General features: G+C 64.2%; 21 protein-coding genes and 1 pseudogene. 11 read left to right on the forward strand and 11 right to left on the reverse strand.

The genetic code is table 11. The features are described 5' to 3' along the window. Positions 1-18 precede the first annotated feature (18 nt). On the reverse strand, positions 19-318 hold the full coding sequence (locus E1202_RS20155) for a hypothetical protein (RefSeq protein WP_132684708.1): 300 nt from the start codon (positions 316-318) through the stop codon (positions 19-21). A 48-nt stretch (positions 319-366) separates the two neighbouring features. Between E1202_RS20155 and E1202_RS20160 the strand changes: the two genes are divergently transcribed. The 3 genes from E1202_RS20160 to E1202_RS20170 all read left to right on the forward strand — a co-directional run bounded on the left by E1202_RS20160 (position 367) and on the right by E1202_RS20170 (position 4,504). Then, positions 367-1,290, forward strand: a complete 924-nt coding sequence (locus E1202_RS20160; protein ID WP_132684709.1) for a LysR family transcriptional regulator — start codon at positions 367-369, stop codon at positions 1,288-1,290. A 92-nt stretch (positions 1,291-1,382) separates the two neighbouring features. Continuing rightward, the gene (locus E1202_RS20165; RefSeq protein WP_132684710.1) at positions 1,383-3,023 is read left to right on the forward strand and encodes a Na+/H+ antiporter; all 1,641 of its coding nucleotides are present in this window, start codon (positions 1,383-1,385) and stop codon (positions 3,021-3,023) included. A 206-nt stretch (positions 3,024-3,229) separates the two neighbouring features. Further along, the gene (locus E1202_RS20170; RefSeq protein WP_132684711.1) at positions 3,230-4,504 is read left to right on the forward strand and encodes an ATP-binding protein; all 1,275 of its coding nucleotides are present in this window, start codon (positions 3,230-3,232) and stop codon (positions 4,502-4,504) included. Positions 4,505-4,804: 300 nt separating this feature from the next. Here the strand turns inward: E1202_RS20170 and E1202_RS31860 are convergent, their stop codons facing one another. Next, complete coding sequence (locus E1202_RS31860) at positions 4,805-5,149, reverse strand: hypothetical protein (RefSeq protein ID WP_207918795.1); 345 nt, start codon at positions 5,147-5,149, stop codon at positions 4,805-4,807. A gap of 10 nt (positions 5,150-5,159) precedes the next feature. Between E1202_RS31860 and E1202_RS32250 the strand changes: the two genes are divergently transcribed. Then, positions 5,160-6,140: a hypothetical protein gene (locus E1202_RS32250; RefSeq protein ID WP_235878698.1), complete on the forward strand. Its 981-nt coding sequence runs from the start codon at positions 5,160-5,162 to the stop codon at positions 6,138-6,140. A 1-nt stretch (position 6,141) separates the two neighbouring features. Then, positions 6,142-6,949, forward strand: a pseudogene (locus E1202_RS20180) (IS5 family transposase). A 450-nt stretch (positions 6,950-7,399) separates the two neighbouring features. Here the strand turns inward: E1202_RS20180 and E1202_RS20190 are convergent. Next, complete coding sequence (locus E1202_RS20190) at positions 7,400-8,521, reverse strand: hypothetical protein (RefSeq protein WP_132684713.1); 1,122 nt, start codon at positions 8,519-8,521, stop codon at positions 7,400-7,402. A 284-nt stretch (positions 8,522-8,805) separates the two neighbouring features. On the opposite strand from E1202_RS20190, the gene E1202_RS20195 reads away from it, so the two are divergent. Both E1202_RS20195 and E1202_RS20200 read left to right on the forward strand, forming a co-directional pair. Further along, positions 8,806-9,021 (forward strand): zinc finger protein, encoded by a 216-nt coding sequence (locus E1202_RS20195; RefSeq protein WP_132684714.1) that lies wholly within the window; start codon positions 8,806-8,808, stop codon positions 9,019-9,021. Next, positions 9,018-9,239, forward strand: a complete 222-nt coding sequence (locus tag E1202_RS20200; protein ID WP_132684715.1) for a hypothetical protein — start codon at positions 9,018-9,020, stop codon at positions 9,237-9,239. The genes E1202_RS20195 and E1202_RS20200 overlap by 4 nt, the downstream gene beginning before the upstream one ends. 212 nt (positions 9,240-9,451) lie before the next feature. Here the strand turns inward: E1202_RS20200 and E1202_RS20205 are convergent, their stop codons facing one another. From E1202_RS20205 to E1202_RS20225, 5 genes are read right to left on the reverse strand one after another with little or no spacing between them, the layout of a single operon-like run. After that, positions 9,452-11,578 (reverse strand): FtsK/SpoIIIE domain-containing protein, encoded by a 2,127-nt coding sequence (locus tag E1202_RS20205; RefSeq protein WP_132684716.1) that lies wholly within the window; start codon positions 11,576-11,578, stop codon positions 9,452-9,454. Beyond that, positions 11,575-12,303 (reverse strand): hypothetical protein, encoded by a 729-nt coding sequence (locus E1202_RS20210; RefSeq protein ID WP_235878700.1) that lies wholly within the window; start codon positions 12,301-12,303, stop codon positions 11,575-11,577. Before E1202_RS20210 ends, E1202_RS20205 begins: the two co-directional genes overlap by 4 nt. Further along, positions 12,300-12,629: a hypothetical protein gene (locus tag E1202_RS20215; protein WP_207918797.1), complete on the reverse strand. Its 330-nt coding sequence runs from the start codon at positions 12,627-12,629 to the stop codon at positions 12,300-12,302. The genes E1202_RS20210 and E1202_RS20215 overlap by 4 nt, the downstream gene beginning before the upstream one ends. Then, positions 12,604-12,987, reverse strand: coding sequence for a WhiB family transcriptional regulator (locus tag E1202_RS20220; protein ID WP_132684717.1), 384 nt, complete (start codon positions 12,985-12,987; stop codon positions 12,604-12,606). The genes E1202_RS20215 and E1202_RS20220 overlap by 26 nt, the downstream gene beginning before the upstream one ends. Next, positions 12,984-13,259, reverse strand: a complete 276-nt coding sequence (locus E1202_RS20225) for a helix-turn-helix domain-containing protein (RefSeq protein ID WP_132684718.1) — start codon at positions 13,257-13,259, stop codon at positions 12,984-12,986. The genes E1202_RS20220 and E1202_RS20225 overlap by 4 nt, the downstream gene beginning before the upstream one ends. Before the next feature lie 173 nt (positions 13,260-13,432). On the opposite strand from E1202_RS20225, the gene E1202_RS20230 reads away from it, so the two are divergent. Beyond that, on the forward strand, positions 13,433-13,816 hold the full coding sequence (locus tag E1202_RS20230; RefSeq protein WP_132684719.1) for a helix-turn-helix domain-containing protein: 384 nt from the start codon (positions 13,433-13,435) through the stop codon (positions 13,814-13,816). Positions 13,817-13,990: 174 nt separating this feature from the next. Beyond that, positions 13,991-15,001, forward strand: coding sequence for a protein kinase family protein (locus tag E1202_RS20235; RefSeq protein ID WP_328591003.1), 1,011 nt, complete (start codon positions 13,991-13,993; stop codon positions 14,999-15,001). A gap of 52 nt (positions 15,002-15,053) precedes the next feature. Here E1202_RS20235 and E1202_RS20240 read toward each other — a convergent pair whose 3' ends face one another. The 3 genes from E1202_RS20240 to E1202_RS20250 form a co-directional block, all read right to left on the reverse strand. Continuing rightward, entirely contained in the window at positions 15,054-15,641 is a 588-nt protein-coding gene (locus tag E1202_RS20240; RefSeq protein WP_132684720.1) for an NUDIX hydrolase, read from the reverse strand. Positions 15,642-15,781: 140 nt separating this feature from the next. Beyond that, positions 15,782-17,722 (reverse strand): DNA/RNA helicase domain-containing protein, encoded by a 1,941-nt coding sequence (locus E1202_RS20245; protein ID WP_132684721.1) that lies wholly within the window; start codon positions 17,720-17,722, stop codon positions 15,782-15,784. A gap of 42 nt (positions 17,723-17,764) precedes the next feature. Next, positions 17,765-18,118, reverse strand: coding sequence for a nucleotide pyrophosphohydrolase (locus E1202_RS20250; protein WP_132684722.1), 354 nt, complete (start codon positions 18,116-18,118; stop codon positions 17,765-17,767). A gap of 572 nt (positions 18,119-18,690) precedes the next feature. On the opposite strand from E1202_RS20250, the gene E1202_RS20255 reads away from it, so the two are divergent. Next, positions 18,691-19,329, forward strand: a complete 639-nt coding sequence (locus E1202_RS20255; protein ID WP_328591004.1) for a Hachiman antiphage defense system protein HamA — start codon at positions 18,691-18,693, stop codon at positions 19,327-19,329. Further along, the gene (locus tag E1202_RS20260; protein WP_132684724.1) at positions 19,319-22,822 is read left to right on the forward strand and encodes a DEAD/DEAH box helicase; all 3,504 of its coding nucleotides are present in this window, start codon (positions 19,319-19,321) and stop codon (positions 22,820-22,822) included. The genes E1202_RS20255 and E1202_RS20260 overlap by 11 nt, the downstream gene beginning before the upstream one ends. Positions 22,823-22,856: the final 34 nt, after the last annotated feature.

Genomic DNA, 22,856 nt, shown 5'->3' on the forward strand with positions numbered 1-22,856 from the left:
GATCCCTGTCGGACGGGCTCATCCTGATGAGGAGGCGGACGTGCCCGCGGACCGACCGCAGGTGCTCCTGTCGACGAACAGCGCGCAAGGGAACCTCCCGATCGCGTCGGTGCTGTAGCGCACCATCCTGCCCGCGATCACATCGAATTCTGGGTTCTGGGAAATGCCGAGACGGCATCCCGCGTGAATTCCGGCCCCTTTGCCGCGAATTTCATCGCAATTGGTTACAGAAATTATCTGTCGCTGGATCTCAGATGTCCAAGTGGTGATGTCGAACGGCCGATAGGGATGGCTTATCGGACCCACATCGGCGCTCACCTGCGGGTCTTCAGTCGACCGGGCTAGAACCGTGTGGTCAAATGGGTCATGCTATTCCGCCAGCTTGAGTACTTCGTCGCCTTGGCGCGGGAGCGCCACTTCGCGCGAGCGGCAAGCGCTTGTTACGTCTCGCAGCCGGCGTTGTCCGAGGCCATTCGCAAACTCGAGCACGAACTCGGAGTGCCACTGGTCTGGCGCGGGCACAACTACGAGGGGCTGACCCCGGAGGGGGAGCGGCTGGTGTTGTGGGCGCGGCGGATCCTTGCCGAGCACGATAGTCTCAAGCAGGAGGTCGCGGCCCTGCAAACCGGGCTCACCGGCCGGCTCCGACTGGGCGTGATCCCGGCGGCCTCGGGTACGGTCGCGTTGCTGACCGATCCATTCTGCGCCGAACATCCGCTGGTGAACGTCCATCTCGAAACCAGCTTGCGATCGAGCGAGATCGTCGATCGCATTCGCCGGTTCGAGCTGGATGCCGGCCTCGTTTACCCCGACGACCAGGACGTCTCGGACGTCCTCGTCCACCCGCTCTACGAGGAACAGCACGTTCTCGTCGCCAATGGCGAACTGGTGGCAGGCTACGCGGACACCATGAGCTGGTCGGATGCGCTCGAACTGCCGATGTGCCTGCTCAACGAGGGAATGCGCGGGCGCCAACTCATCGACGCGGCATTGGCCGCGCACGACCTGAAGCTCACGCCGAGACTGGAAACGGACTCGTTCGTCTCGCTGCTCGCGCATGTGGGAACCGGCCGGTGGGCCTGCATCATTCCGCAGACGTGGCTGCGGACCCTGCGGCCACCTGCGGGCGCCAGGGTGCTGCGCTTGGAGGCGCCGTCGTTGCGGTCGTCGATCGCGCTGGTCACCAGCGCCGCCGAGCCGGGGCCGGTGCTGGCTCGAGCGTTGCGGAGCACCGCCCAGAACGCGGAGATCGCGGGCACGCTCGGAACCGCCCCTCCGCCCGACGAGTGATCGGTGCGGCGGCCGCCGGCTGGCCAAAAAACCGCGCATGATGGTCCGCTGTCCTGATTCGCGGGCGGATTCACTCGGGTGGAGGTGTGCCCATGCTTGGTGAGGTCGGCTTTGCGCTGGCCGTGCTCGCTGTCGTGGTGCTGGTGGGCCAGTCCGGTAGGTGGACGCGACTGCCCGACGCGGTCGTGCTCGCGGTGGTCGGGCTGGTGTACGCGGCGCTTCCCGGGCCGACCGTGCGGTTGGATCCGGAGGTCGTGCTCGACCTGGTGCTGCCCCCGCTGCTGTACTACGCGGCGCTCAATTCGAGCTTGCTGGCGCTGCGCAACCGCCTCCGGGCAGTCGTCAGCCTCTCAGTGCTGCTGGTGCTCGTCACGGCGTTCGCCGTGGGCGGTGTGGTGGCGTGGCTGGAGCCGGTGGTCCCGTTGGCTGCGGCGGTGGTGCTAGGAGCTGCCGTAGCTCCGCCGGACCCCGTGGCCGCGCTCGCCGTGGGGCGACGTGCTCAGCTGTCCGGTCGGCTGTCGACGCTGATCGAGGGCGAAGGCCTGCTCAACGACGCCACGGCGCTGACCGTGTACCAGCTGGCACTGGTGGTCGCGGTCGGCGGGCAGTTCGACGCCGGGTCGGCTGCCGGGACGTTCCTTCTCGCGGTGCTCGGCGGCCTGGGCATCGGGACTGCGGTCGCGTTGCTGGTGCGATCGACCAGGCCGTTCCTGACCGATGCCATCCTGGTCAACGCGGTCTCACTGGCAACGCCCTTCGTGGCTTACGTCCTGGCCGAGCTGTGCCGGGTGTCGGGGATCCTCGCGGTCGTCGTGGCGGGTTTGATCATCGGACATCAGAACCCGCGGTTGCAGAGCAGCGCGAGCCGGATCCAAATCAGCGCGGTGTGGCGGCTGGTCAACTTTCTGCTCGAGGGCGTGGTGTTCCTGCTCATCGGCATGCAGCTGCCGGAGGTGGTGCGCGGCGTCGAGCAGTACCCGCCGGCAACCGTGGTCACCACCGTCGCGGCCACGCTGGGCGGGGTGCTTCTGGTACGACCTGCCTGGCTGGTGCTCACACAGCACGTGCCGCGCCGATTGCGGAGCAGGCTCGGTGGCCTCGACGATCGCAGAACTGCCGAAAAGGCGTTGTCCGGGCGGGAAATCGCCGCGTTGAGCTGGGCAGGAACCCGCGGCGTGATCACCCTGGCTGCGGCGTTCGCGATCCCGGAGACGACCGACTCCGGTGCCGCTTTCCCCGCGCGTGATCTTCTACTGCTGTCCGCGTACGTCGTCGTGCTGGTCACGCTGGTCGGTCAAGGCCTGACGTTCGGACCGCTCGTGCGCATGCTGGGAACACGCGCCGATCTGGTGGATCAAGCGCGGCTGCGCAACTACGCGCGCATCGCCGCGTCTGACGCCGCTTTGATCAGGTGTGACGAACTGGTGCGCGACGAGCAGCTCTCCGAGCAGACAGCCGCTAGCATCCGCAACAGCCTGCTCGCACGCCGCCGACGGCACCTCGACCAAGCGGCGTTTCTCGAGGCGGATCCGGCCACACCGCGTTCGGCCGACTACGAGTCCGCGCTGCGGGTGCGCCGCGGTGTGCTGGACGCTCAGCACGACGAACTCCTCAAGTGGCGTGATGCCGGGCGCTTGCCGGACAGCGACCTGCGCTTGCTCCAGCGAGAACTCGATCACGAGGAACGCACCCTGCCGATGCCCACCGAGGGTGACTCTCGAGGGCACGCCTAGGGGCTGCGTCGGTCGATTCGCGCGAGACCGCGTGGCGCGTCTGCGTCGGGAGGTTTCTGCTTGACCGCCTGCGTCCTGATAGGACGCGCCGATCGACCCATCGGAAACGCGTCTTGGCCACACTGGATTGTGTGGTGCTGTACTTCGGTCACGGCCGGGGACGCGGCGGTCCGGATTCCACCGCGCGAGATTCGAGGGGGTGTGCCGTGCCGGTGTGGCGGGTGCGCGATTTCCACGGCGACGACCTGGATCAGGCGATCCACATCTGGGATCAGAGTCGCGAAGGTGCGGAACCGGTTTTCTCGGCCGCCGAGGTCGTGTCGATGGCGCAGTCCGGTCACCCGGCGATGGTCGCGGTGGTCCAGGACGACGTCGTCGGGATGGCGGCGGCGAGGGTGGAAGGCGAACGGGCATGGCTGGCTCTGTTCGCGCTGGACAGTCGTTGGCGCAACCGTGGCATCGGCAGCGCGTTGCTCACCGAGCTCGAGAAGAAGCTGCGTCATCAGGGGGTGCATCGCATCGCGAGCCTGGTTCCCGAGGGAGCGGCTGGGGAGAAGGCGATGGTCAACTCCGGCTATCGCCCGCGCACCGACCTGACCTACTTCGAGAAGGTCGACGAGCTCGACCCGGCTGACGTCGACATGCTCGAACACCTCGGCGGCAGCCTCATCCCGCCGGGTCGGTGGGATGAGCTCGCAGGCATGCAGCGGGAGAAGGACATCATCGAACGCCGGGTCGTGCTGCCGATCACGCACCGCGAGCAGGCGGAGCGACACGGCGTGCTGCCGCCGAAGGCCACCGTGCTGTTCGGACCGCCGGGCACCGGCAAGACCAGCTTCGCCAAGGCGATCGCTTCCAGGCTGAACTGGCCATTCGTCGAACTCTTCCCCTCGCGACTGGCGGCCTCGTCGTCGGACGGACTGGCGGCGTCACTGCGCGAGGTCTTCGCCCAGCTGGAAGAGCTCGATGACGTCGTGCTGTTCATCGACGAGGTTGAGGAGATCGCGGGTACTCGCTCGACGCCCTCGGCGGGCCCGGCGCACGGTGTGACCAACGAGCTGCTGAAGTTGATCCCCGGTTTCCGCGAGCACGATCACCGGCTGCTGGTCTGCGCCACCAATTCGGTGCACTCGTTGGACCCGGCGTTCCTGCGCCCGGGACGTTTCGACTACATCATTCCGGTCGGTCCGCCGGATCGGCCCGCGCGTCGCGCGGTGTGGTCGCGCTACCTCGGACCTGCACGCGACAACGTCGACGTGGACCTTCTGGTCGAGCGGAGTGAGTTCTTCACCCCGGCCGACATCGAATTCGCGGCACGTCAGGGTGCGCAAGCGGCTTTTGAACGTGACGTGTTCGAGACGAGCGGGGAACTCGCCACCACGGAGGACTACTTGCAAACGATCGCCGAGGCGCGCCCGACGCTGTCGGCTTCGGCGATCAGCGACTTCGAACGCGATATCGACGTTTACACGCGGCTGTAGGCCGTGTGCTCGCTCGTGATCGTCTGTGCACGACGGAAGGTGGATGTGCATTATGCGTAACCGGCCGCTCCTCTGGGCTTGCGCGGCCGTCGTGGTCGCGTCTGGGCTGATCGCGTTCCACGTGATCGCAGCGCCGCGAGGTGAGCTGGCGGGAGGGCTCCACATCGGCATGGGGCTGATCTTCGTCGCACTGCTGGCTGCGAAGCATCACCTGGACAAGAAGGCGCTCGCCCTGTCCGAGCGCAGACAGGGTGGCCGAGCTTCGCAACAAGCACGGTCTTGTGATCCGCAGCGCGCCGCTTAGCGGTGGGCTGCTGATGGTTCCACGGTGATGGTGACGTGCTTCATCAAAGGCTGGTCGCTCTGGGAGCTGTGATCACCGAGGGCGCACAGCACGTTCATCTCCGGCGTGTATCCCGCGGCGCAGCCTCGCGGGATGTCGTAGGGAATCGCCGTGTAGCGCTGAAGATGGCGAGTGCTGCCGTCGCGGGCAGTGCTGGTGATGTCGACGTCGTCGAACTCGTTGATGCCGCGCTCCCGCATGTCGTCGGAATCCAGGAAGATCAGCGTGCGCAGATTCTTGATGCCGCGGTAGCGGTCGTTGTCGGAGTAGATGGTGGTGTTCCACTGGTCGTGGGAGCGCATCGTTCCTAGCGTGAGCGTGCCGCTCGCGGGGACGACGTCGGGCAGGGCTGCTGCGGAGAATTCGGCGCGTTGCGTGGGTGTGGAAGATGAGTTTGCGGGCCGGCTGGCGGAGGCGGAAGCCCAGCGGTTGCCGGACGCGGCGGTTGAAGTCCTCGAACCCGTCGAGTGCTGTGGCCATCTTGTTCCGGCTCCGGTCGTAGGCGTCCACGTAGGACTCCCACGGGGTGGCGCTGTCGGGAAGCGCGGCGCGGGCCATGCCGGCGATGATGGCGGGTTCGGAGAGCAGGCCCGGGGACGCCGGGCGCTTCATGCCGACCGAGAGGTGGACCATGCTCATCGAGTCTTCGACCGACGTGGCTTGCAGCCCGCTGCGCTGCTGGTCCTTCTCGGTGCGTCCCAGGCAGGGCAGGATCAACGCCTGCCGGCCGTGCACGAGATGACTCCGGTTCAACTTGGTGCTGACCTGCACGGTCAGTTCGCACTTGCGGAGTGCGGTGAACGTGTATGGCGTGGCGGGAGCGGTGAGGGCGAAGTTGCCGCCCATGCCGACGAACACCTTCACATCACCCCGGTGCATGGCCTCGATGGTGCCGACGGTGTCCAAGCCGTGAGCGCAGGGCGGTTCGATCCCGCATGCGTCGGCGAGGCGGTCGAGGAACGCGGCGGTGGGCCGGTGGTCGATGCCGCAGGTTCGATTGCCCTGCACGTTGCTGTGCCCGCGCACCGGGGACGGACCGGCTCCTTCTCGTCCCAGGTTCCCGCGCAGCAGGAGCAGGTTGATGATCTCGCGGACGGTGTCTACACCGTGCTCGTGCTGGGTGATGCCCAGGCACCAGCTGAAGATGCTGCGATCGGCTTCGCAGTAGACGCGGGCTGCGCGGTGAATCTCGGCGCGGTGGAGCCCGGACGAGCAATTCGTCTAGGTTCTGTCCCTGAAATTGATCTAGCTGCGGGGTCTGCTTTGATCTTGAGCCCGAGTAGGTCGTGGTGAGTTGACGGATCGTGCGTGGGCGCGGATTGAGCCGCTGTTGCCGCTGGTGTCAGGGCGAGGGCGGCGATGGCGAGATCACCGGCAGGTGATCAACGCGATCTTGTGGAAGCTGCGTACGGGTGCTCCGTGGCGTGATCTGCCGGAACGGTACGGGCCGTGGAAGACCGCGCACGAGCGGTTGCGGCTGTGGACCGCTGATGGCACCTGGCAGCGGATCTTGGATGAGGTGATCGTCAAGGACGATTCCGTCGGCGAGGTCGAATGGATTGTCAGCGTTGACTCCTCGGTTGTCCGGGCGCACCAGCACGCTGCTGGCGCCCGGAAAAAAGGGGCTGTGCCGCCACGATCGAGGAACTCGCGGTCGAGGGAGAAGGACTCGGACGATCCCGCGGCGGATTGAGCACCAAAATTCACCTCGCGGTCGACGGGCGGGCCTGCCAATGCGAGTCTTGCTCACCGGCGGCCAAGCGGGCGACAACCCTCACCTGTTACCGCTGCTGAATGCCGTCTCGGTGGTGATCGCGGACAAGGCCTACTCATATCCCTCGACCCGGCAGGCCATGCGCGTACGACGGATCCGGTTCATCAGCCCCGAACGTGATGACCAGATCGCCCGCCGCGCCGCCAAAGGCGCCCGCGGCGGACGACCACCAGCCTTCCACGCCGAGGTCTACAAACGTTGCAACGTCGTCGAACGCTGCTTCAACCGACTCAAACAATTCCGCGACCTGGCCACCCGCTACGCCAAACGCGCCGCCTACTACCAGGCCGAACTCACCATCGCCGCCATCGTCCTTTGGCTCCGATGACTTACAGGACAGAACCTAGGGAGTGCGATGGTGGGGCGAGGGGTGAGTGAGCGCTGAGCGGTATTGATCAACATGAAGCTCGAGAAGATCGCTGCGGCGATGTCCACGGTACCGATCATCAGCACAGGTCTGCGCCCAATGCGGACGGACAGTCGGCCAGCCAATGGGATAACGAGGATCTGCCCGTCGAGAGCGATCACAACACCCAACGCGCCACCGACTTCGACAGGCCCAGTTGGGTCGTCGCGTAGCTAATTTCGTCGTCGAGGTGGGTGTTGTGGCGTTGGAGTCCAGTGAGATTGCCCCAGCGCGCCGGTGTAGGAGCGATGATCATGAGAATGCTTCGCCGGGCCAAAGCACAGGTTGCGGGTTGGAGTGCTGCCGCGAAGGCTCGTTCGGGCGTTACCTCCAATCGAGTCGTTTGGACGTCGGCAGCGCCGGGTTAGCCGGTCATGCGCATACCAATGCCGCGATGCGGCGTTGCTGGCGAACGGAACCGATGTTTTCGGCTAGGGACGAAGCCCTGTCGAATTGAGGCTTGGCCGCTTCGGGGTTGTCGGTCGAAGCCAAGGCTCTTGCCAGGTCGATCCGCAATGAGGTTTCGGCTCGGACGAAGGTCGGGTCGAGCTCGTCCAGTGCTGACGTCAGTGTCTCGATTGCCTCAGGGGCTCCGAATCGGGCGAGGGCGTGGCCTCGCCAGCGCCCCAGGTGTACGGAGTCGAGCACTACGTAGGGGCCGTCGAGGTTGATGGTGTCGGCTGGCAGCAGCTTGGAAGCGGTGTCGAAGGCTCGGAGGCTGTTGGCGGGTTGGTCGTCGGCGGCGAGTGCTTCCCCGTGAGCGGCTGCGAGCCACGAGTTCAACACCGGTGGTGATCCGGCTTTGCTTCGGTTGCGCGCTGCTTCGAGGAGTTCTGTCGCGGCTTTGGTTTCGCCGATGTCGAGCAGCACGAATGCCTGCTCAGCTGTTGTGTGGACTTCGTAGGACTCGAGTCTGGACTCGCGGGCGGCTCGCTTGGCTTGTTCGTAGTGCTGCCACGAGATGTTGGTCTTGCCGAGGTCGAGGGCTTGCCAGCCCGCGAGGGTGTGCAGCTCGGATAGCAGGGCGGCGAGTTGTTCGCGGACGGTGCCGGGAAGGCTGTGGGTGAGGAGCGCGCTGACCTGCGCGGCTTTCAGGCAAGCCTCCTCGTGGGCCATGACTGCGCCGAGCTGACGATCGAGGCGACGGATCGTTGCGAGCTGCTCACGCAGGAGGTTGAGCACCTGGTCGTCGACCTGCCGTGAGGTGTGCAGCATCTGGCGTAGCTCGTTTGCTGGTTCGTCGGTCGCAGCCGGGCTCGTCACCGGCGAAAGCAGTTCCTCGATTTTCGCGTCGAGCATCTTCTCGAGGAGCCGGGCGGTGGCCGGCCGAACGGGGCCGAGTGGCCGCCCGTTGGGTCCTCGACCGGAGACGAGACGCTGCAGGTGGCGCACACCGATCGTGCCCGCTTCACCGTGATCGCGGGCGAACCGCTCTGCTGATTCAGCGAACTCTTCTAGCGTCTGGCGTCGCTCTCGGATCTTCTGCTCAAGCAATGTGCGAGGTGGTCGCACGGTCTTCCCTCCCGTCCGCGCGCGGGTGGTCCTCAAGTCGTCCTTGTGTCGTGTTCCTGACATGGCGCTTATATCGTTCAGTTGACAAGCTTATTTCAGTGTGATCGGGATAGCTACTCGCGGTCCCACCTCAGCCTGGCGGCGTGCTCTCCGCGCCTTCGCGCGTCGCCGGGCTCGAAGGCAGGGACCGGGGCCGGACGTGACCGACCCCTCGGGCTCCGGTCCCTGCGCACGGTGTTAGAGCTGGGGAACGTGGAGGTGTCAGGATGCATCCGTTTCGCTGGGTGCCTGCGGACGGCGGTCGCCATGCCACAGCGGACATCCGCCTCGCTGGCGCATATGCGGTGGGGGAGACCATCACTGCGCTGTGCCGGCGTTCCGTGACCGTCGCTCGGGGAACCGAGCTCGCATGGCTGTGGCCCACCTGCGCGGAGTGCAACCGCGAAGCCCATGTGTTGGTCGAGACGGGAGTGAGTCAGTGACCAGCGATGTCGCTGCTCTGGCGGTCCTACTGCGGAAGATCCAATGGCTGCTCGACGACGTTGCGTACGAGGTCGCTGCCGGACGCATGGATGAAATTGACCTTGGCCAGGTGGCTGGCGTGCTGGAGGGCGTCGCGAAGCTCCTGCGAAGCCAAGGTGACTTACCAGCTCTTCCGGACGAGGACGGCGAGGTCGAATCCGCCAAGTGCGAACACTGAAGGAGCTCGTGGGACAGGTTGCCGTCGTGAGGCTCGTGAAGTCGACATGAGGCCGGGTTTGGGACGGCTGGGACGGGTGCGCGGACACCCGTCCCAGCCGTCCCGCTGAGCGTCTTGCCTGGTCAACGGCTACTTGGTCGCGTCCTGTCGCATGGGACGGGTGCGGACGTGGGTGTCAGGTTTGGGACGGGTTCGCGGCTGTCATGGGACGCCTATTCGCCCTCCTTCTTCTGGGCCGTGCGGGCCTCGTCCACTGCTTCCCGGAGGTCCGCGGTGTAGTAGCCGCGGACCTGGCGCACGGTGCCGTCTTCGGAAGCGACGCGGGCGCGTCTTGGCTGGCAGCCGAGCTCGCCCATATGCCGGCCGAACAAGGTCGGTTCGGTGTCGAGTGCGTCGATGAGCTCGGCCGTCGGTACGAAATCGCGCTGGTCGATGTCGTCTCCCAGGTAGTCGACGACCGACGACAGGGGCTCTGGCAGTGCTGAGGGGGCGTCCAGAACCGCGGGGCCGCTGCCGAGCGCCTTGGCCACTGCCGCTGGGTCCACTGCCCGTTGCAGGTCATCACCAGCGGCATGGCCGGTCAACGTTCCGGCAACCTCGCGCAGAGCTCTTCCGCGGCCGCAGATGGTTCGCCATTCCGGGTTCGGCATGAAGAACGTGCGGACCAACGTGGCGATGGTGTCCGCGCCGGTTTCGCTGTCCGGTCGCAAGATTCCGACTCCTTTGTGGCTGGGGAGCAACGTCGAGGCATCAAAACCCCGGGTGTTCATCTGCTCGCCGAGCACGATGTTGGAATCACGCCAGTCCATGACCCGCAAGGCGAATCGCGAGCCGAGCACCGCGCGCAGCCGGGACGGGATCGTGTTCGAGTCGGGGCGCTGGGTGGCGAGGATGACCACGATGCCCACGGCCGGACCTTTTCTCGTGAGGTACGTGAGCAGGTCAGCGATGTAGGCGCCGATGGTGCTCTTCTTGCCGCCGACGTCTTCGCGGGCGGGGTTCTCCAGGTACACCTGCACCTCGTCGATGATCACGGCCGTGATCGGCATGTCGAGGTCGGTGTCCCGGGAGATAGCAGGGGTGATTTTCGATTCCGGGCAGGTGTCGTCATCAAGCCTGGACATCCGCGCGTAGCGGGATTGGACTTCCGCCACCAGCTCCACGAGATGATCGCGAACGGCCTCGACGTGCTCGATCTCGTCACCGCAGACGAACCGGTGCGCGACGGCCTCCGCGGCTTCCCAGTCCTTACCTCCCTTGCCGTCGAAGACGTACAGCCTTGCGTGCGGGTCGAGGATCAACCCTGCAGCGGGTAGTCGTGTCGAGAAGGTTTTGCCTTGCCGGGGAATCGCGCCGACCAGCAATGATGTCCACACGAGCTGCAGGTCGACGCGGCGGTTGCGAGCGTCGCGCCCGAACGGGATCGCGCGCCACGCGTCCCACTGCTCGACGTCGAGTAGCGGGAAGCGCATCGGAGGCCCTGCGTACGGGTCGGCGTCGGCGACCCACAGGAAGACGCGACCGGCGTGCCCGCCGCGGCCTCGAACTCGTTCGATGATTAGCTGCAGCTCGTCGACCGCAAGCGCTGATGCGAGCGCCTCTCTGTGCTTGATGACGTCTGCTGCCTTGCGCGTCGCCGGCAGATCGACCGTGACCGCCCAGCCTGAGCCGTCGTGTGCAGCCCTTTCGACCAGGCGCAGGGACTCGTCCTTGCCGATCAGCTTGGCATCGCGGAACGCTTCGACCAGGACTTGCGGATCCATCGTCCAAGTCAGACTGCGGGGGCCGGACAGCACGGGCTTCCGGCCCGGCGATCCCTCCTTGCGGCGTCCGAAGATCGCTAACGTCGCGGCCGCCAGGCCACCCGCAGCCCACAGAGCTGGTGCGCCGTACAGGACATACGCGACCACCACGACGGCGGCGGAAGCCAACGCGGCAGTTCCGGTCACCTTCCACCGGAACAGGGCTAGCTCTCGGATCTCGATGAACTTGTCCGCGAGCTTCTCGGATTGCTCCGCGGCGTCCCGGTAGTCGTGAACCCGGACCCACCGACGCCAAGCACGCACTGCGGCGACGGTCCCGCGGCCGACGGCGCTGACGAACCGCCACGGGAGGCGTACGACGAACAGGAGGAGATCCAGGAGGGCCTGCTTGGTGGCCTTCTGTGACTTCAGTGCGGTAGGCACGCGTGGTGAACGCTGCCACCAGTTCATGAACCGCTGCCATCGCGTCAGCTTCGGGATCGACGGCGGATTGTCCACGAGCTCGGCGTCGAAGATCGCGGATTCGACTTCGCTCGATGGCCGTGGCACCGGGAGCGGCTCGCCCCGCTCGTTCATCGCGGATCACCTCCCTCGTTCACTTCAGATGCGAGTGCGGCGGCCAGCCGCGACGAGAGTCCACGGGAGCAGCCAGTTACCTCCCGAATCCACGAGGGCGACACCGTCACGTCCGGACTCCACGCGCTGCGCGCCCGCTCCAAGTACTCCTCGAACGACGTCCGTCGCTTGACGCTCGCTGGGCGAACCGACCGCTCGTGGTTTTCGCTAGCGCTGTCGGGCGAGGCGGCCGCTGCGTTCGTGAACGCTGTACGGACGGCTTGGCTGAGTTTGTCCCGCAGATCGGTCACGGCCTCGGCGGCGACGAACACGACCAGTGGAGGCACGGAGTGCAGAACCACTGAGTCGGCCTCGCCGGCCGCGTACGCGGCCCACGTGTTCATGACGTACGTGGCCGCGAGCGTGAACCACTTCGCAGCACGCACCCAGCCACCGGTGCGGATGCCGTACCTCGCGGTTACCTGCTCGGCACGCAGGATCGCCAAGAGGACCAGCGACACCATCGGGTCGAGCAGCCACGCCGCCAACCACACCAGCGACCACGGTGGCGAGTCAGCGGCGGCGAACTGCTGGACGTTGGTCATCGTGAAGGCCAGGCCGAGCAGGATGCCCGTCCAGCACAAGCGGTCGACCTGCTTGCGAACCTGTTCGACGTGCTCGGCCTCGGCCCGGGTGGGCGGCAGCTGCCGCCCACCCTTCGCCGTAGGTGGAACCTGCCCGATCATCGCCGCCGACTCCTTCGCTGCGGAGTCTCGAGCGTGGTCACAGTCAGAGCCCGGGTGAGCGCGTACGACGCGAGCAGCGCCGGCACCGCGAGCACCGAGAGCAGCAACACCGTGTTGCCGGGATTGACTATTACGATCCACTGAACCCCGACGATGGTCGCCGCCGTCAGCAGCACCCGCCCTGTGAGCGACATCAGCCGGGCTCCAGCCCGCGTCGCCTCGGAAGCCCGGTGCGCAGCGCGCGCACTCGCGCGCCACACGGCGAACAAGGCGACGACGATACCCAGGCCGATCAGCACTTCAACGAGTGTCAGTTGCACCATCATCGCCAGTCACCTCCTCGTTGCTAGTTGGTCCGTGCTGTCGATGCGCCAACCAGATCGGGTAGAGCGCCCATCGGTCCTGATCGGACATTGCTCCCCACACGCCGAGCGTTCGTCCGCCGTGCAAACGGAATTCGAGCTCCAGGCATGCGTCCTGGACGGTGCAGCCCGAGCACAGATCGGCCGCGAGCTGCCGATCCGGGTTCGCACTGGCAGATTCCGGCGGTTCCCCGCCTGTTGTGATCTGCATGCACCTGCCGTCGCGCACGACGACCTCGGCGAGTACGTCGGTGGGGACGTGCCGCAAGCGATCCAGCTGTGCGGCGATTCGCTGGAGTCGTTCGATGTCGAGGTGGTTCATCGCGCACCACCCGTCAGCCGAGCGATCTCCTGAGCGGTGCGGTGCTCAGCAGCCATCTGGGCGACGTCAACGCAACCACCCGAGGTACTGGCCTCGTTGGCGAGCTTGTCCACCGCTGCGGCGGGGACGACGTAGCGGGTGCGGACCCGAACTGCGGGGAACGCACCTTCGCGGATGGCTCGGTAGAGGGTCGAGGGATTGCATCGCATGATCTGCGCGGCTTCACGGACCGTGTAGAAGGTCGGCCGCGCGTTTTCAGCGCTTGTTTCCATGGCGGTATGCCCTTCGATTGAAGAGGTAAGAGGTTGTTTCGGCGCATTTGAACGCCAATTTCAGCGCTCAATGCGCAGATTGGTCGAACCCCGGCGATTCGCGAGCCGGGTCTGTCTTTCGGATCCGCTATTGCGCGCTAATCTCGGCGCTGAGGCGGAGCGCGGAGGAATACGTGACGGAAGACTGGGCTGCGGTCGCGCGCGCGATCAATCAGCGCACGAGCGAGCTGGGCATGCGTCAGCGGGAGCTGTCGCGGCGCTCGCACGTGTCGCAGGCGACGGTGCGCGAGTTGCAGCGCAACACGGTGCAGCGACGTCGCAGCGCGCGAACTTTGGAAGCGCTGTCGCTCGCGCTCGGCTGGCACCCGGAACATCTGTTGGCAGTACTGCAAGGGCGTGAGCCGCCCCTGGCCGGCGAGCCGGTGTTCAAAGAGGACGACGTGCCGTCCAGGCTCTCGGCGATCGAGCGTCAGCTCGGCCAGATCACCCGCCAACTCGACGAGATGAACGCCCGACTGCGCGCTGGGACCGGCAGTGACGGCGAGCGAGCGGGGTAGCCGGCTCTGGTCCTCGACGGCCCGCCGCAGTGACGGGCTGGTGGTTGCGTTCGTGCTGCGCATGCCACCAAGAAACGGCATCCGCGGACGTTTTTGCAGATGGCGCGGGTTAACCGCGAATCCATTAACCGCAATTAACTTCGCAGGTCAGGACCGTTATTCAAGGTGGGGGCGGTGATGGAGGAGAAGCGACTTCAGGCCGTCCGCAAGCAGCTCGGTTACTCGGCCGAGGCTGTCATTCGCATGCTTCTCAAACGCGCCGACGCCCTCGGCGTCCCGGTGATGACGGCGGCGAGCCTGAAGACGAAGCTCTCCCGCTGGGAGAACGGGCACGAAGCCGTCAGCGAGACCTATCAGCAGCTGTTCCGCGACATCTACGGCCGCACCAACGAAGAACTCGGCTTTCCTCCGGAGGCCGAGGACAGCGACGCCGCGGAGCTGCGGTCGAGGCTGGCGATGGCGAAGACCGTGGACGCGGACACGGTCGAGGTCTTCCTGCGGCAGATCAACGATGCGAGACACGTCGACCGCCGCTTCGGCGGGATCACACTGCTCGACCAGCTCCGCAGCACCATCAAGCAGGTCGAAGACCTGCTCAGCTACAACACCATTGGCAGACAACGGGAAAAGCTCGCCGGTGCGCTCACCGAGGCGTCCACATTGGCGGGCTGGGAAGCACTGGACCGGAACGCCCTCGGGCAGGCGTGGGAGCACTACGAACGCGCAAAATCAGCGGCCCGAGAGGCCATGGCTCCGGCCCTGCTGGCACACGCCGCGGCGGAGCAGGCGTTCGTCTTGATCGACGTCGGGGAGACCGCCTCGGCCGTCGAACAGCTCGCGTATGCCTGCGAGGTCGCGGAGGGGACGGCACCGCCGCTGCTGCGAGCGTGGCTGTCCGCGGCTCACGGGGAGGGACTGGCCGCGGTTGGCGACCGCGACGGTGCGTTGCGGGCGTTCGACGTGGCAGACGCGTTGTTGCCTTCCGAGCCAGTCGACGCCGCGCTGCCGTTCCTGTTCCTAGGCGGCTCGCACCTCGACCGCTGGCGCGGTAACGCCCTGAGCAAGCTCGGTGAACCCGAGGCGATCGACCAGCTCGTTGAAGCGCTTCGTGCGGGCGCGCACCGGTTTGCTCGTCGACCTGGCGCTGGCGTTTGCCGCCGCTGGAGACCGCGACGCCGCGCTTGACCACTCCAGGCAAGCGCGACGTCTGGCAGCTCAGATCAAGTCAGACCGACACCTACGCCGGCTCGGCGGGCTGATCTTGCCCGGTTCCACCGAGGGTGTTGCGTGAAGCGAGGAAGTACAGCAGCGCCACCAGGGTTCCCGAACCGAGCAGCTCCTGCCGCTGCGCCAGCTCGGTAACCCGAGATAGCGGGACCCACTCGACCTGGCCGACTTCCTCGGTGTCGGTCGGATCGCCGATGTGCTTCGCTCCACGCCACAAGTAGACGTCCACCGGGGCGGTGACCTGTCCAGGCAGAGGCTCGAAGGTCACCAAGTGCTGACCCTCGCCGACCGGCTCCCAACCGCTCTCCTCAGCGGCTTCGCGAGCGGCGGTTCCAGCCGAATCGTCACCGTCGTCGACCAAGCCACCAAGCAGCTCGTAACCCCACTGCTGGGTCGGGAACCGGTAGCGCCACAGCATCAGCGCCCGGTCCTCGTCGTCCACGATCAGAGCGATCGCGATCCGCGCCAGGTGAACGACGTGGTACTCCCATCGCTCACCGTTCGGCGCCTCCACGTCGGCCAACCCCAACCGAACCCACCGGTTGTCGTAGACCAGCCGCTCCCCGTACGTCTTCCAAGCTCCGCGCTCAGTGCTCACGGCAAAGAGCGTACGTGCTTGACCGGGTCTCGTTCCCCCACGCTCGTCGCGGACCGATTGTTGAGTGGGCAGCCGCCCGATGAAGGGTCGGCCATCCCAGTCGAACTCTTGACGCGGCCTCAGATAGCGACGAGGTTGCTTCACACCTTCTGGATGCCAAGGTCAGCAAAGAGGCGCCTGGTTGCCGGGTCGACGGAGTACAAAACAGTGCCGCGGATCGAGCGAGTCATGAGAACGCCATAGGCGTTCCGGACAACACGTAGAAGATCGTCATCCGAATCAATCCTGCTGGCTTTGCTCAGCACGTTGCTGCGGTGGACCCTCCAACCATCGTTCGTCCACGTGAGATCCGGCCCCATGATCACGCCGCCCCACTCGTACTCAAGTCCCTGAGCCGTGTGCACACAGCCGATCTGGCCGAATCCACCGGGTTCAGTGGCCCAAAATCTCCGCCTCGGCACCCCCGGCGTGTCATGTTGGTCCCCCGCGTTCCACGGGCGGGCCCAACCTGGTTCAGGGTTGACTTCAGGCTCGGTGCCGCTTTGGTCTTCCCATTTCCAGCACAGTCCGGCGCTCATTCGAGCCGTTTCCCCAGCGTCGTTCTTATAGTGCAGGAAACGCTCCATCGCTGCGGGGTGGTCGGAGTAGTAAAGCTGAAAGGGCTCCGGGTCGAAGTCGTCGTCAGGCCGCCAAGCCAGTGGGTTTCCGGACAGGAATTGTTGTAGCCAAGTGTCGTAAGTCGAACTCCCGACCGCGCGTAGTACCCGGTCCAGATTGATCGGCACGACCTCGGCGCCCAGATTTTGGATCTCCTTGGTCAGTGCCTCGGGCGACCAGACCTCTTCTGCGAACAGGCGTTGGTCTCCATCGATAAAAAACACCGGTACCTTGGCCCTTGTTACGACTACTTCGACCGACGATTCACCAGGGCGCATTGAGTAGGAACCGCTCATGGGGCGCTCGGTCAGTCGATGCGCTTCGTCGCACAGCAGAAGGTCCAGTTCATCGACTGATTTGCTATTGGCGATGTTGTTCAGGGTGGCAAACGCCTTGCCATGCCCCTTTGAGCCCCGCCTGAAGGTCTCGCGTGACGCAATGCCGCCGGAGGCGTAGGAAGCATTCTTGTTGGCAGCCAGCGCTTGGCTGAGAAGGGTCAGTGCCACAAGCGATTTCCCGCTACCGGCACGGCCGCTGACAACGAATACTTTCTTCGGCCCTACCCGCGAGGAGCTGTGCACCGAATCCATCACCGACTTCACTGCTGTGAGTTGTTTTCCTATGAGACTGAACTGAGTATGCCCGTTGACTATCAACCCGATTTCTGGCGTGATGGTCGACGTGGATCGACGACGCTCGAGTAGAGCCTGAGCTGCCTCGGATCCCGACTCAGCGCTGAAGTTCTTGCCTAAGAACTCTTCGAGTTCGCGAGGGGCGCGAGCTGTGAACGTCGGAAATTCAGGGTGAGGTGAGACGTTCCTGATCCACTGAAGATCCGGGTTCTTGAGGTTGTGAAGGTACGATGCGCCTACAAGATTGACGTAACGATCGTCGAACATGCTGTGATGCTTCTTGAGTGCAGCAACGTTCGCGTTTACCTGCACTGCTGGGTGCTTCGTGTTCTGCCCGTTTTTCCCGTACGATTTCATGAAAACTTTGCCAACTGCGCATTCGTTGCAGAGTGTCCCAGAATTCGCTTTGCGGCAGGAAGCGCACAGGCCGTCAATCACACTAGGGTTTGGGCGCGCAAAATTGCTCCATTGCTTCAGCTCGATCGCGCCGAAACTCAAGCCGCCCTCCGGGTGGCGGCCAGCGAGAACCACGTCGATTGGGTTCATGTTCGGGTCGACACGGTACTCCACGAACATCCAGACTTGGTCCAGGCCGAGTCGGTCTAAAAGCGAAGCTAGCCAGTAGACGCTCTCTCGCCACGACGTGACGTCGGAAGGAGACGGTTCTTCACCCTTGGGGTGTGCATCTTTGTAAGACTTTTCAATTTCTGGCACTAAGCGGGCGTGGTCTCGAAGAAATTCCTTTACTGGCCAGTACGCTTCCAGTGGTTTCCACGTTTTCTTCGTGGCCATTAATCAACCAGTTCCCGGGATGTTTCGGCTTCGATCTGTTCGTCAATCGAGCTTGTCGTACTTGGCTGCGGTTCCGCGTGCGCGGTCAACGGGATAGCGCGTCTCGTTAAGGGAGATCTTCGAGGACAAGGCAGCTAGCAGGTCGACGTCTAGCACGTCGGCCAGTCGGACAAGATAGGCGAGGATGTCGGCGAGTTCCTGGCGAACATGCTCAGCGCGCTCTGGTTCGTCCATGACATCCGTGGACTGCTCCGGCGTGAGCCACTGGAAGATCTCCAGCAACTCGCCAGCTTCACCTGCTAGCGCCATCGCCAGGTTCTTCGGGGTGTGGAACTGCCCCCAGTCCCTCGCATCGGCGAACTCGCGCAGCCGCGTCTGAAGCTCCTCCAAGCTCATCCTAAAGAGCTATCACACGCAAGGCCGTTCAGTCTGACGTTCGTTCAGGAAAGTCGGCCACTGGCTCGAGCTTGCACGGGTCCTGACTGGGGAAGGGGCAGGTCGGACGTTCGATGGTGGCCTGCTGTAGGAGAAGCAATACTGCCGCGGACTTCCAAGCAGCGTCGGGGCGTAGCGACGTACCCGGGCGGCATGACCTAGGACGACGGGGCGGATTTGATCACGAATTCTGGCTTTCTACGCCAACGCCTCTACCAGGGCATACTGCAATGGGCCATGCTGGAACTCCTCGGAGCTTGGTCCCGTTGCCGCTCCCGTGATCGCAAGAGTCTCCGCCGAACGGTTGAGAATCAGGTATTTTCGCAGTGGGCACCTGATCAACCCCGTAGGGCCCGCGTTTTGTCCAGGACCCACGTGGGCGGGAAAGGGCGCGTGAGCGGCAGGCCATGGTTGACTTTCGTAGCTGGTGCACTGTTGAGGAGCCCGTACGTGTGGGTGGGCACCTCGCCGGCGTCCTTACGTCGGATGACGCAACAAGGGGAGTTGCAGTCCTGGGAGCGGCTCTGCCGACCATGTATGCGAAGTCCGACACGTTGGCGCGTATCGCGGAACGACTGGGGAAGGATGCGGTCGCAGAGCACCTTCGTAACACGCTCCCCACTGAGTCAAGCGCCCGTTCTGGTGACATGGGTGAGATCTTCGCGACGGCGTATCTTCGCGAGGAACAGGGATGCGTGGTGGGACCAAGTCGACTCATGGAGCGTGACCATCAAGAGTGGGCGATGAGGGGCGATGATGCGCTCGGGGCTAAGTACGACTCCGATGGGAAATTGCGAATCGTCAAGGCGGAAGCCAAAAGCCGCAAGCGGCTTGATAAGCGTACTGTCGTGGAGGCTCGCGAAGGCCTGGCGCGAAACGATGAGTTGCCGTCGCCGCAGTCTCTCGCCCAGTTTGCCACACGGCTCCTGTCCACGGACGATATCGAGGTGGGAGAAGCTGTGTTTAGGTTGCAACTCATTGAGGGAGTGCGGCCTGATTGTGTTGAGCATCTGATGTTCCTATTGACGAGCAGTGACCCGAGCGAGCACGTTAAGGCTGATCTGGAGTCTTATCGTGGGTCTGTGTCTCAGTTGACGATCACGTTGCGAATTCAGGGGCACCAGGAGTTCGTCAAGAATGCCTATGAGAAAGTGACTTTCGGTGGCTCGTGAAGCGCAGGAACTGGCGCAGATTCTGACTGCCGCCCTCGATAACGAATTCCGCGGACGCCTACTGGCTCGTGGGCAAGCTCAGTCGATGGTTCGCCGTGACGGGATCTTGCCGCCGGACGCACCCGGCTTCAGTCCTTTTCTCGATGCGGACTTGCTCAACTATGGGTACGCGTTGCTGTCCACCAGCCTCGAGCTGTTGGAGATCGCGGAAGATGGCTCGGTTGACCAGATCAACCTCGCGCGAGAAGGACTCATCCAGAGTTCCTACGCGTTGGAAGCTGCTATCCGAAACGCGGCGGCCGGGATGGATCTGGTTCTTCATAGGCTTGTCGCCGGCGCGGCCAGCCATCTCGGTGGGTATGCCGCGCGCGCGTTCTCGCTAATCCGGACGAGTCGCCAATCGGAGCGGCTGACTCCGATGGAACAAACGTTGGCAGACCTGCTCATGCGCGATTTGAGCTCTATCGAACGGCGGACCGCAGCGCTGCGAGCGTCGGCAGAGGTTTCCGACGGGACGCTGTTGGATGCCCTCACCTCCGCGGAGGAGGGCCGTATGCGCAACGACACGCGGCCTGACGAGTTTGGCCCCGTGGTCCTTCTTCTCAGTGAGAACTACCTTTCCGCCGTCTCAGCTGGCCTGTTCGCGATCGAGATCGGCAGCGGGATCCTCCTTGAGCGAGCGATTGAGGAACTTCGCGAAGGTGAGCAAGCAGCCCTTGATGTGAGCGCCCCAGGTCCCTGGTGGGTTTACCGGCTTACCCGGTACCTGATGGGTGGGCTGTTCGACACCAGCCTCGAAACCAATATCCCGCGCGAACCACCGTCCGGAGTTGACAACGACATTGAGCGGTGGAACGAGCTCCGACGCAACTTCGTTGCGTCGTTGCTGGCGCGGGAGCGGTCGGAGATCGATCTGTGGCCTTCCCAGCTGCACGTCGTCGACCGAATCTTTCGTGACGTACGTGATCTCGTCATCGCGCTGCCGACCAGCGCTGGCAAGACCCGCATCGCCGAATTGGCGATTTTGGCTTGTCTCGCGCAAGAGCGTCGGACGGTTTACGTTACCCCGCTGCGAGCTCTGTCTGCGCAGACCGAGCATGTTCTCGCCCGGACGTTTTCGCCGCTGGGTATACGAGTCTCGTCGCTGTACGGAAGCATGGGAACGAGCGACGTTGACGAGGATGGCTTGCATTCCAGCGAGATCGTCGTCGCGACGCCGGAAAAGCTGGACTTCGCCCTTCGAGCTGATCCGTCTGTGCTTGACGACGTTGGCCTGATCGTATTGGACGAAGGACACATGATCGGAGCGTCCGAGCGGGAAGTTCGGTACGAAGCCCAGATTCAACGACTGCTGCGCCGCTCGGATGCGTCAGAACGCCGAATTCTAAGCCTCTCAGCGATTTTCCCCTCGGGGTCGGAGTTGGACGACTTCGTCGCGTGGATCACTGGCGACGAGGCGGACGCCCTGCATCGCGAGTCCTGGCGGCCGACCGAGCAGCGATTCGGCATCGTTGAGTGGCGTGGAGATCATGCACGGTTGTCCATAACTTTGGGAGCGGAGCGGCCGTTCATCCCCCGGTACTTCGAATCGGAGAGGCCCAGCGGTCGGCGCAGAAAGACATTCCCGAAAGATCAGCGTGAACACGTCATCGCCACCGGGTGGCGGTTGGTCGAAGAGGGCGAGACTGTCCTGATCTTTTGCCCGCAGCGGAACTCCGTCGAGCCTTACGCCCGCGAAATCGTCCGGCTTCACTCGCAAGGCCTGGTGACATCGGTGCTGCCACCAGGTATGGACCTGAGGGAGGCACTGGCTGTGGGTGCTGAGTGGTTCGGCGCTGGCCATCCCATCCTGCGGTGTCTTGAGCTCGGCGTGGCGATCCACCACGGAGCGCTGCCTGGCCCCTTCCGGCGCGAGATCGAGCGGCTCCTGCAACGAGGGATCTTGAAGATCACCATCGCTTCACCGACACTCGCTCAAGGCTTGAATTTGTCTGCTTCGGCGGTGCTCTTCCACAGTGTGCGGCGCGGGAAGGACCTCCTCAAGGGTTCTGAGTTCGCCAACGTGATCGGGCGCGCGGGCCGGGCTTTCGTTGATACCGAAGGCCTTGTCCTATATCCAATTTTCGATAAGGTTCAATCGAGGACTCGGGACTGGACGAAACTAACGAAGGGCGGCAGGGGTAAGGCGCTGCGGTCGGGATTGATCGATATTGGTGTCGCTCTCCTGCGTAGGATGCAAGAGGCGCAGGGACGAGCTTCAGTCGAGCCGTTACTGAATTATCTGTCCGGTGGTCCCGACTGGGCCTTACCCATCGTGGCTAAAGAGAGCGCCGGCCGACAGACAGCCGCGGCCGAGAGCTGGCAATCGAATCTCGAGCTGCTTGACATCGGAATCTTGAGCATCGTCGGGGACGATGATCAGGACGTAGATGCTGATGCCGCGACGCAGATCGTCGCTGATGCGCTGCGCGATTCATTGTGGGAACGTCAACTCGCCCGCTTCGACGACGACAGGGCAGCCTCCATACGGGCAATCGTGTACAGCCGAACCAGACATTTGTGGAGGACTGGCACACCTGCCCAGCGCCGAGGTTGGTTCCTGGCTGGACTGGGTGCAGACGCTGGCTCCGAACTTTCCCGAAAGTCCAGCCAAATCACCGATCTGGTAGGACAGGCCGAGATCGCCATCCTGGAAGAGGCATACGAGACGGCCGCCGACCTTATTGTGGCTGTCGCTGACGTCGTTTTTGGGATGCCTACGTTCCAGCCAAAGACGAAGCTCCAACGCTGGCGCGACGTGTTGCGGCGCTGGGTAAATGGATCGGATCTCAGCGAGATCTCCGGTGACCCCATTGACGTAGCGCAGTTCATCGAGGATGACAGTACCTACCGACTTGTTTGGGGGATGGAGGCGGCCAGAGTCTACGAGGCTGCACAAGGTAATGCCGACGCTGACATATTATCAGGATCGGCGGTGGCAGCCATTGAGACGGGAACGTTCAACCGGTCAGCCGCGATACTTATTCGCTCCGGTTTCGATCATCGAATGGCGGCCATCTCGGCGGTCACGACCACCAACGCCAGGTTCGACTCGCCCGCGGGAATGCGCCAGTGGATCGATAATCTCGGGCCCGAACAATCCCTCAACGAAGACTGGCCCACACCCGAAACACGGTCTGCATGGGACGCCTTCGTCAACCGTTCACGGACACGCCATTCGCGTCGGTGGAGGCGCCAGAGCAGGGATGTACCTGATGTAAGGTGGTATGGAACGATCCCGGATCCAGGTACATGGCTGCGCGTGACTGACGAGGAACCAGGCAAGATCAAAATCTGGTCTACCGGTTTCGAACTGCTCGGGGAGGGGTCCGTTCACCTCGAACATGATCGGCAGGGTGTCCTGCGCGCTCGGCGGCACCGTGCTGATACCGATATTCGTCTCCGCTACTACGGCCCGGACTATCTGATGCCCGATTTCTACACCGGCGGATAGGTCCCTCGGCCCTGGCTTAGCTTGGTACGGGGTC

Origin of the sequence: Saccharopolyspora karakumensis, from assembly GCF_004349225.1 — a bacterium.
GTDB lineage: Bacteria > Actinomycetota > Actinomycetes > Mycobacteriales > Pseudonocardiaceae > Saccharopolyspora > Saccharopolyspora endophytica.

What these genes read in the sequence shown, in the direction of transcription:
- E1202_RS20160 (WP_132684709.1), top strand. Translation starts at nt 367, where the DNA reads ATGCTATTCCGCCAGCTTGAGTACTTCGTCGCCTTGGCGCGGGAGCGC.
- E1202_RS20165 (WP_132684710.1), top strand. Translation starts at nt 1,383, where the DNA reads ATGCTTGGTGAGGTCGGCTTTGCGCTGGCCGTGCTCGCTGTCGTGGTG.
- E1202_RS31860 (WP_207918795.1), bottom strand. Translation starts at nt 5,149, where the DNA reads ATGCGCTCCCACGACCAGTGGAACACCACCATCTACTCCGACAACGAC.
- E1202_RS20195 (WP_132684714.1), top strand. Translation starts at nt 8,806, where the DNA reads ATGCATCCGTTTCGCTGGGTGCCTGCGGACGGCGGTCGCCATGCCACA.
- E1202_RS20205 (WP_132684716.1), bottom strand. Translation starts at nt 11,578, where the DNA reads ATGAACGAGCGGGGCGAGCCGCTCCCGGTGCCACGGCCATCGAGCGAA.
- E1202_RS20210 (WP_235878700.1), bottom strand. Translation starts at nt 12,303, where the DNA reads ATGATCGGGCAGGTTCCACCTACGGCGAAGGGTGGGCGGCAGCTGCCG.
- E1202_RS20215 (WP_207918797.1), bottom strand. Translation starts at nt 12,629, where the DNA reads ATGATGGTGCAACTGACACTCGTTGAAGTGCTGATCGGCCTGGGTATC.
- E1202_RS20220 (WP_132684717.1), bottom strand. Translation starts at nt 12,987, where the DNA reads ATGAACCACCTCGACATCGAACGACTCCAGCGAATCGCCGCACAGCTG.
- E1202_RS20225 (WP_132684718.1), bottom strand. Translation starts at nt 13,259, where the DNA reads ATGGAAACAAGCGCTGAAAACGCGCGGCCGACCTTCTACACGGTCCGT.
- E1202_RS20245 (WP_132684721.1), bottom strand. Translation starts at nt 17,722, where the DNA reads ATGGCCACGAAGAAAACGTGGAAACCACTGGAAGCGTACTGGCCAGTA.
- E1202_RS20250 (WP_132684722.1), bottom strand. Translation starts at nt 18,118, where the DNA reads ATGAGCTTGGAGGAGCTTCAGACGCGGCTGCGCGAGTTCGCCGATGCG.
- E1202_RS20255 (WP_328591004.1), top strand. Translation starts at nt 18,691, where the DNA reads ATGTATGCGAAGTCCGACACGTTGGCGCGTATCGCGGAACGACTGGGG.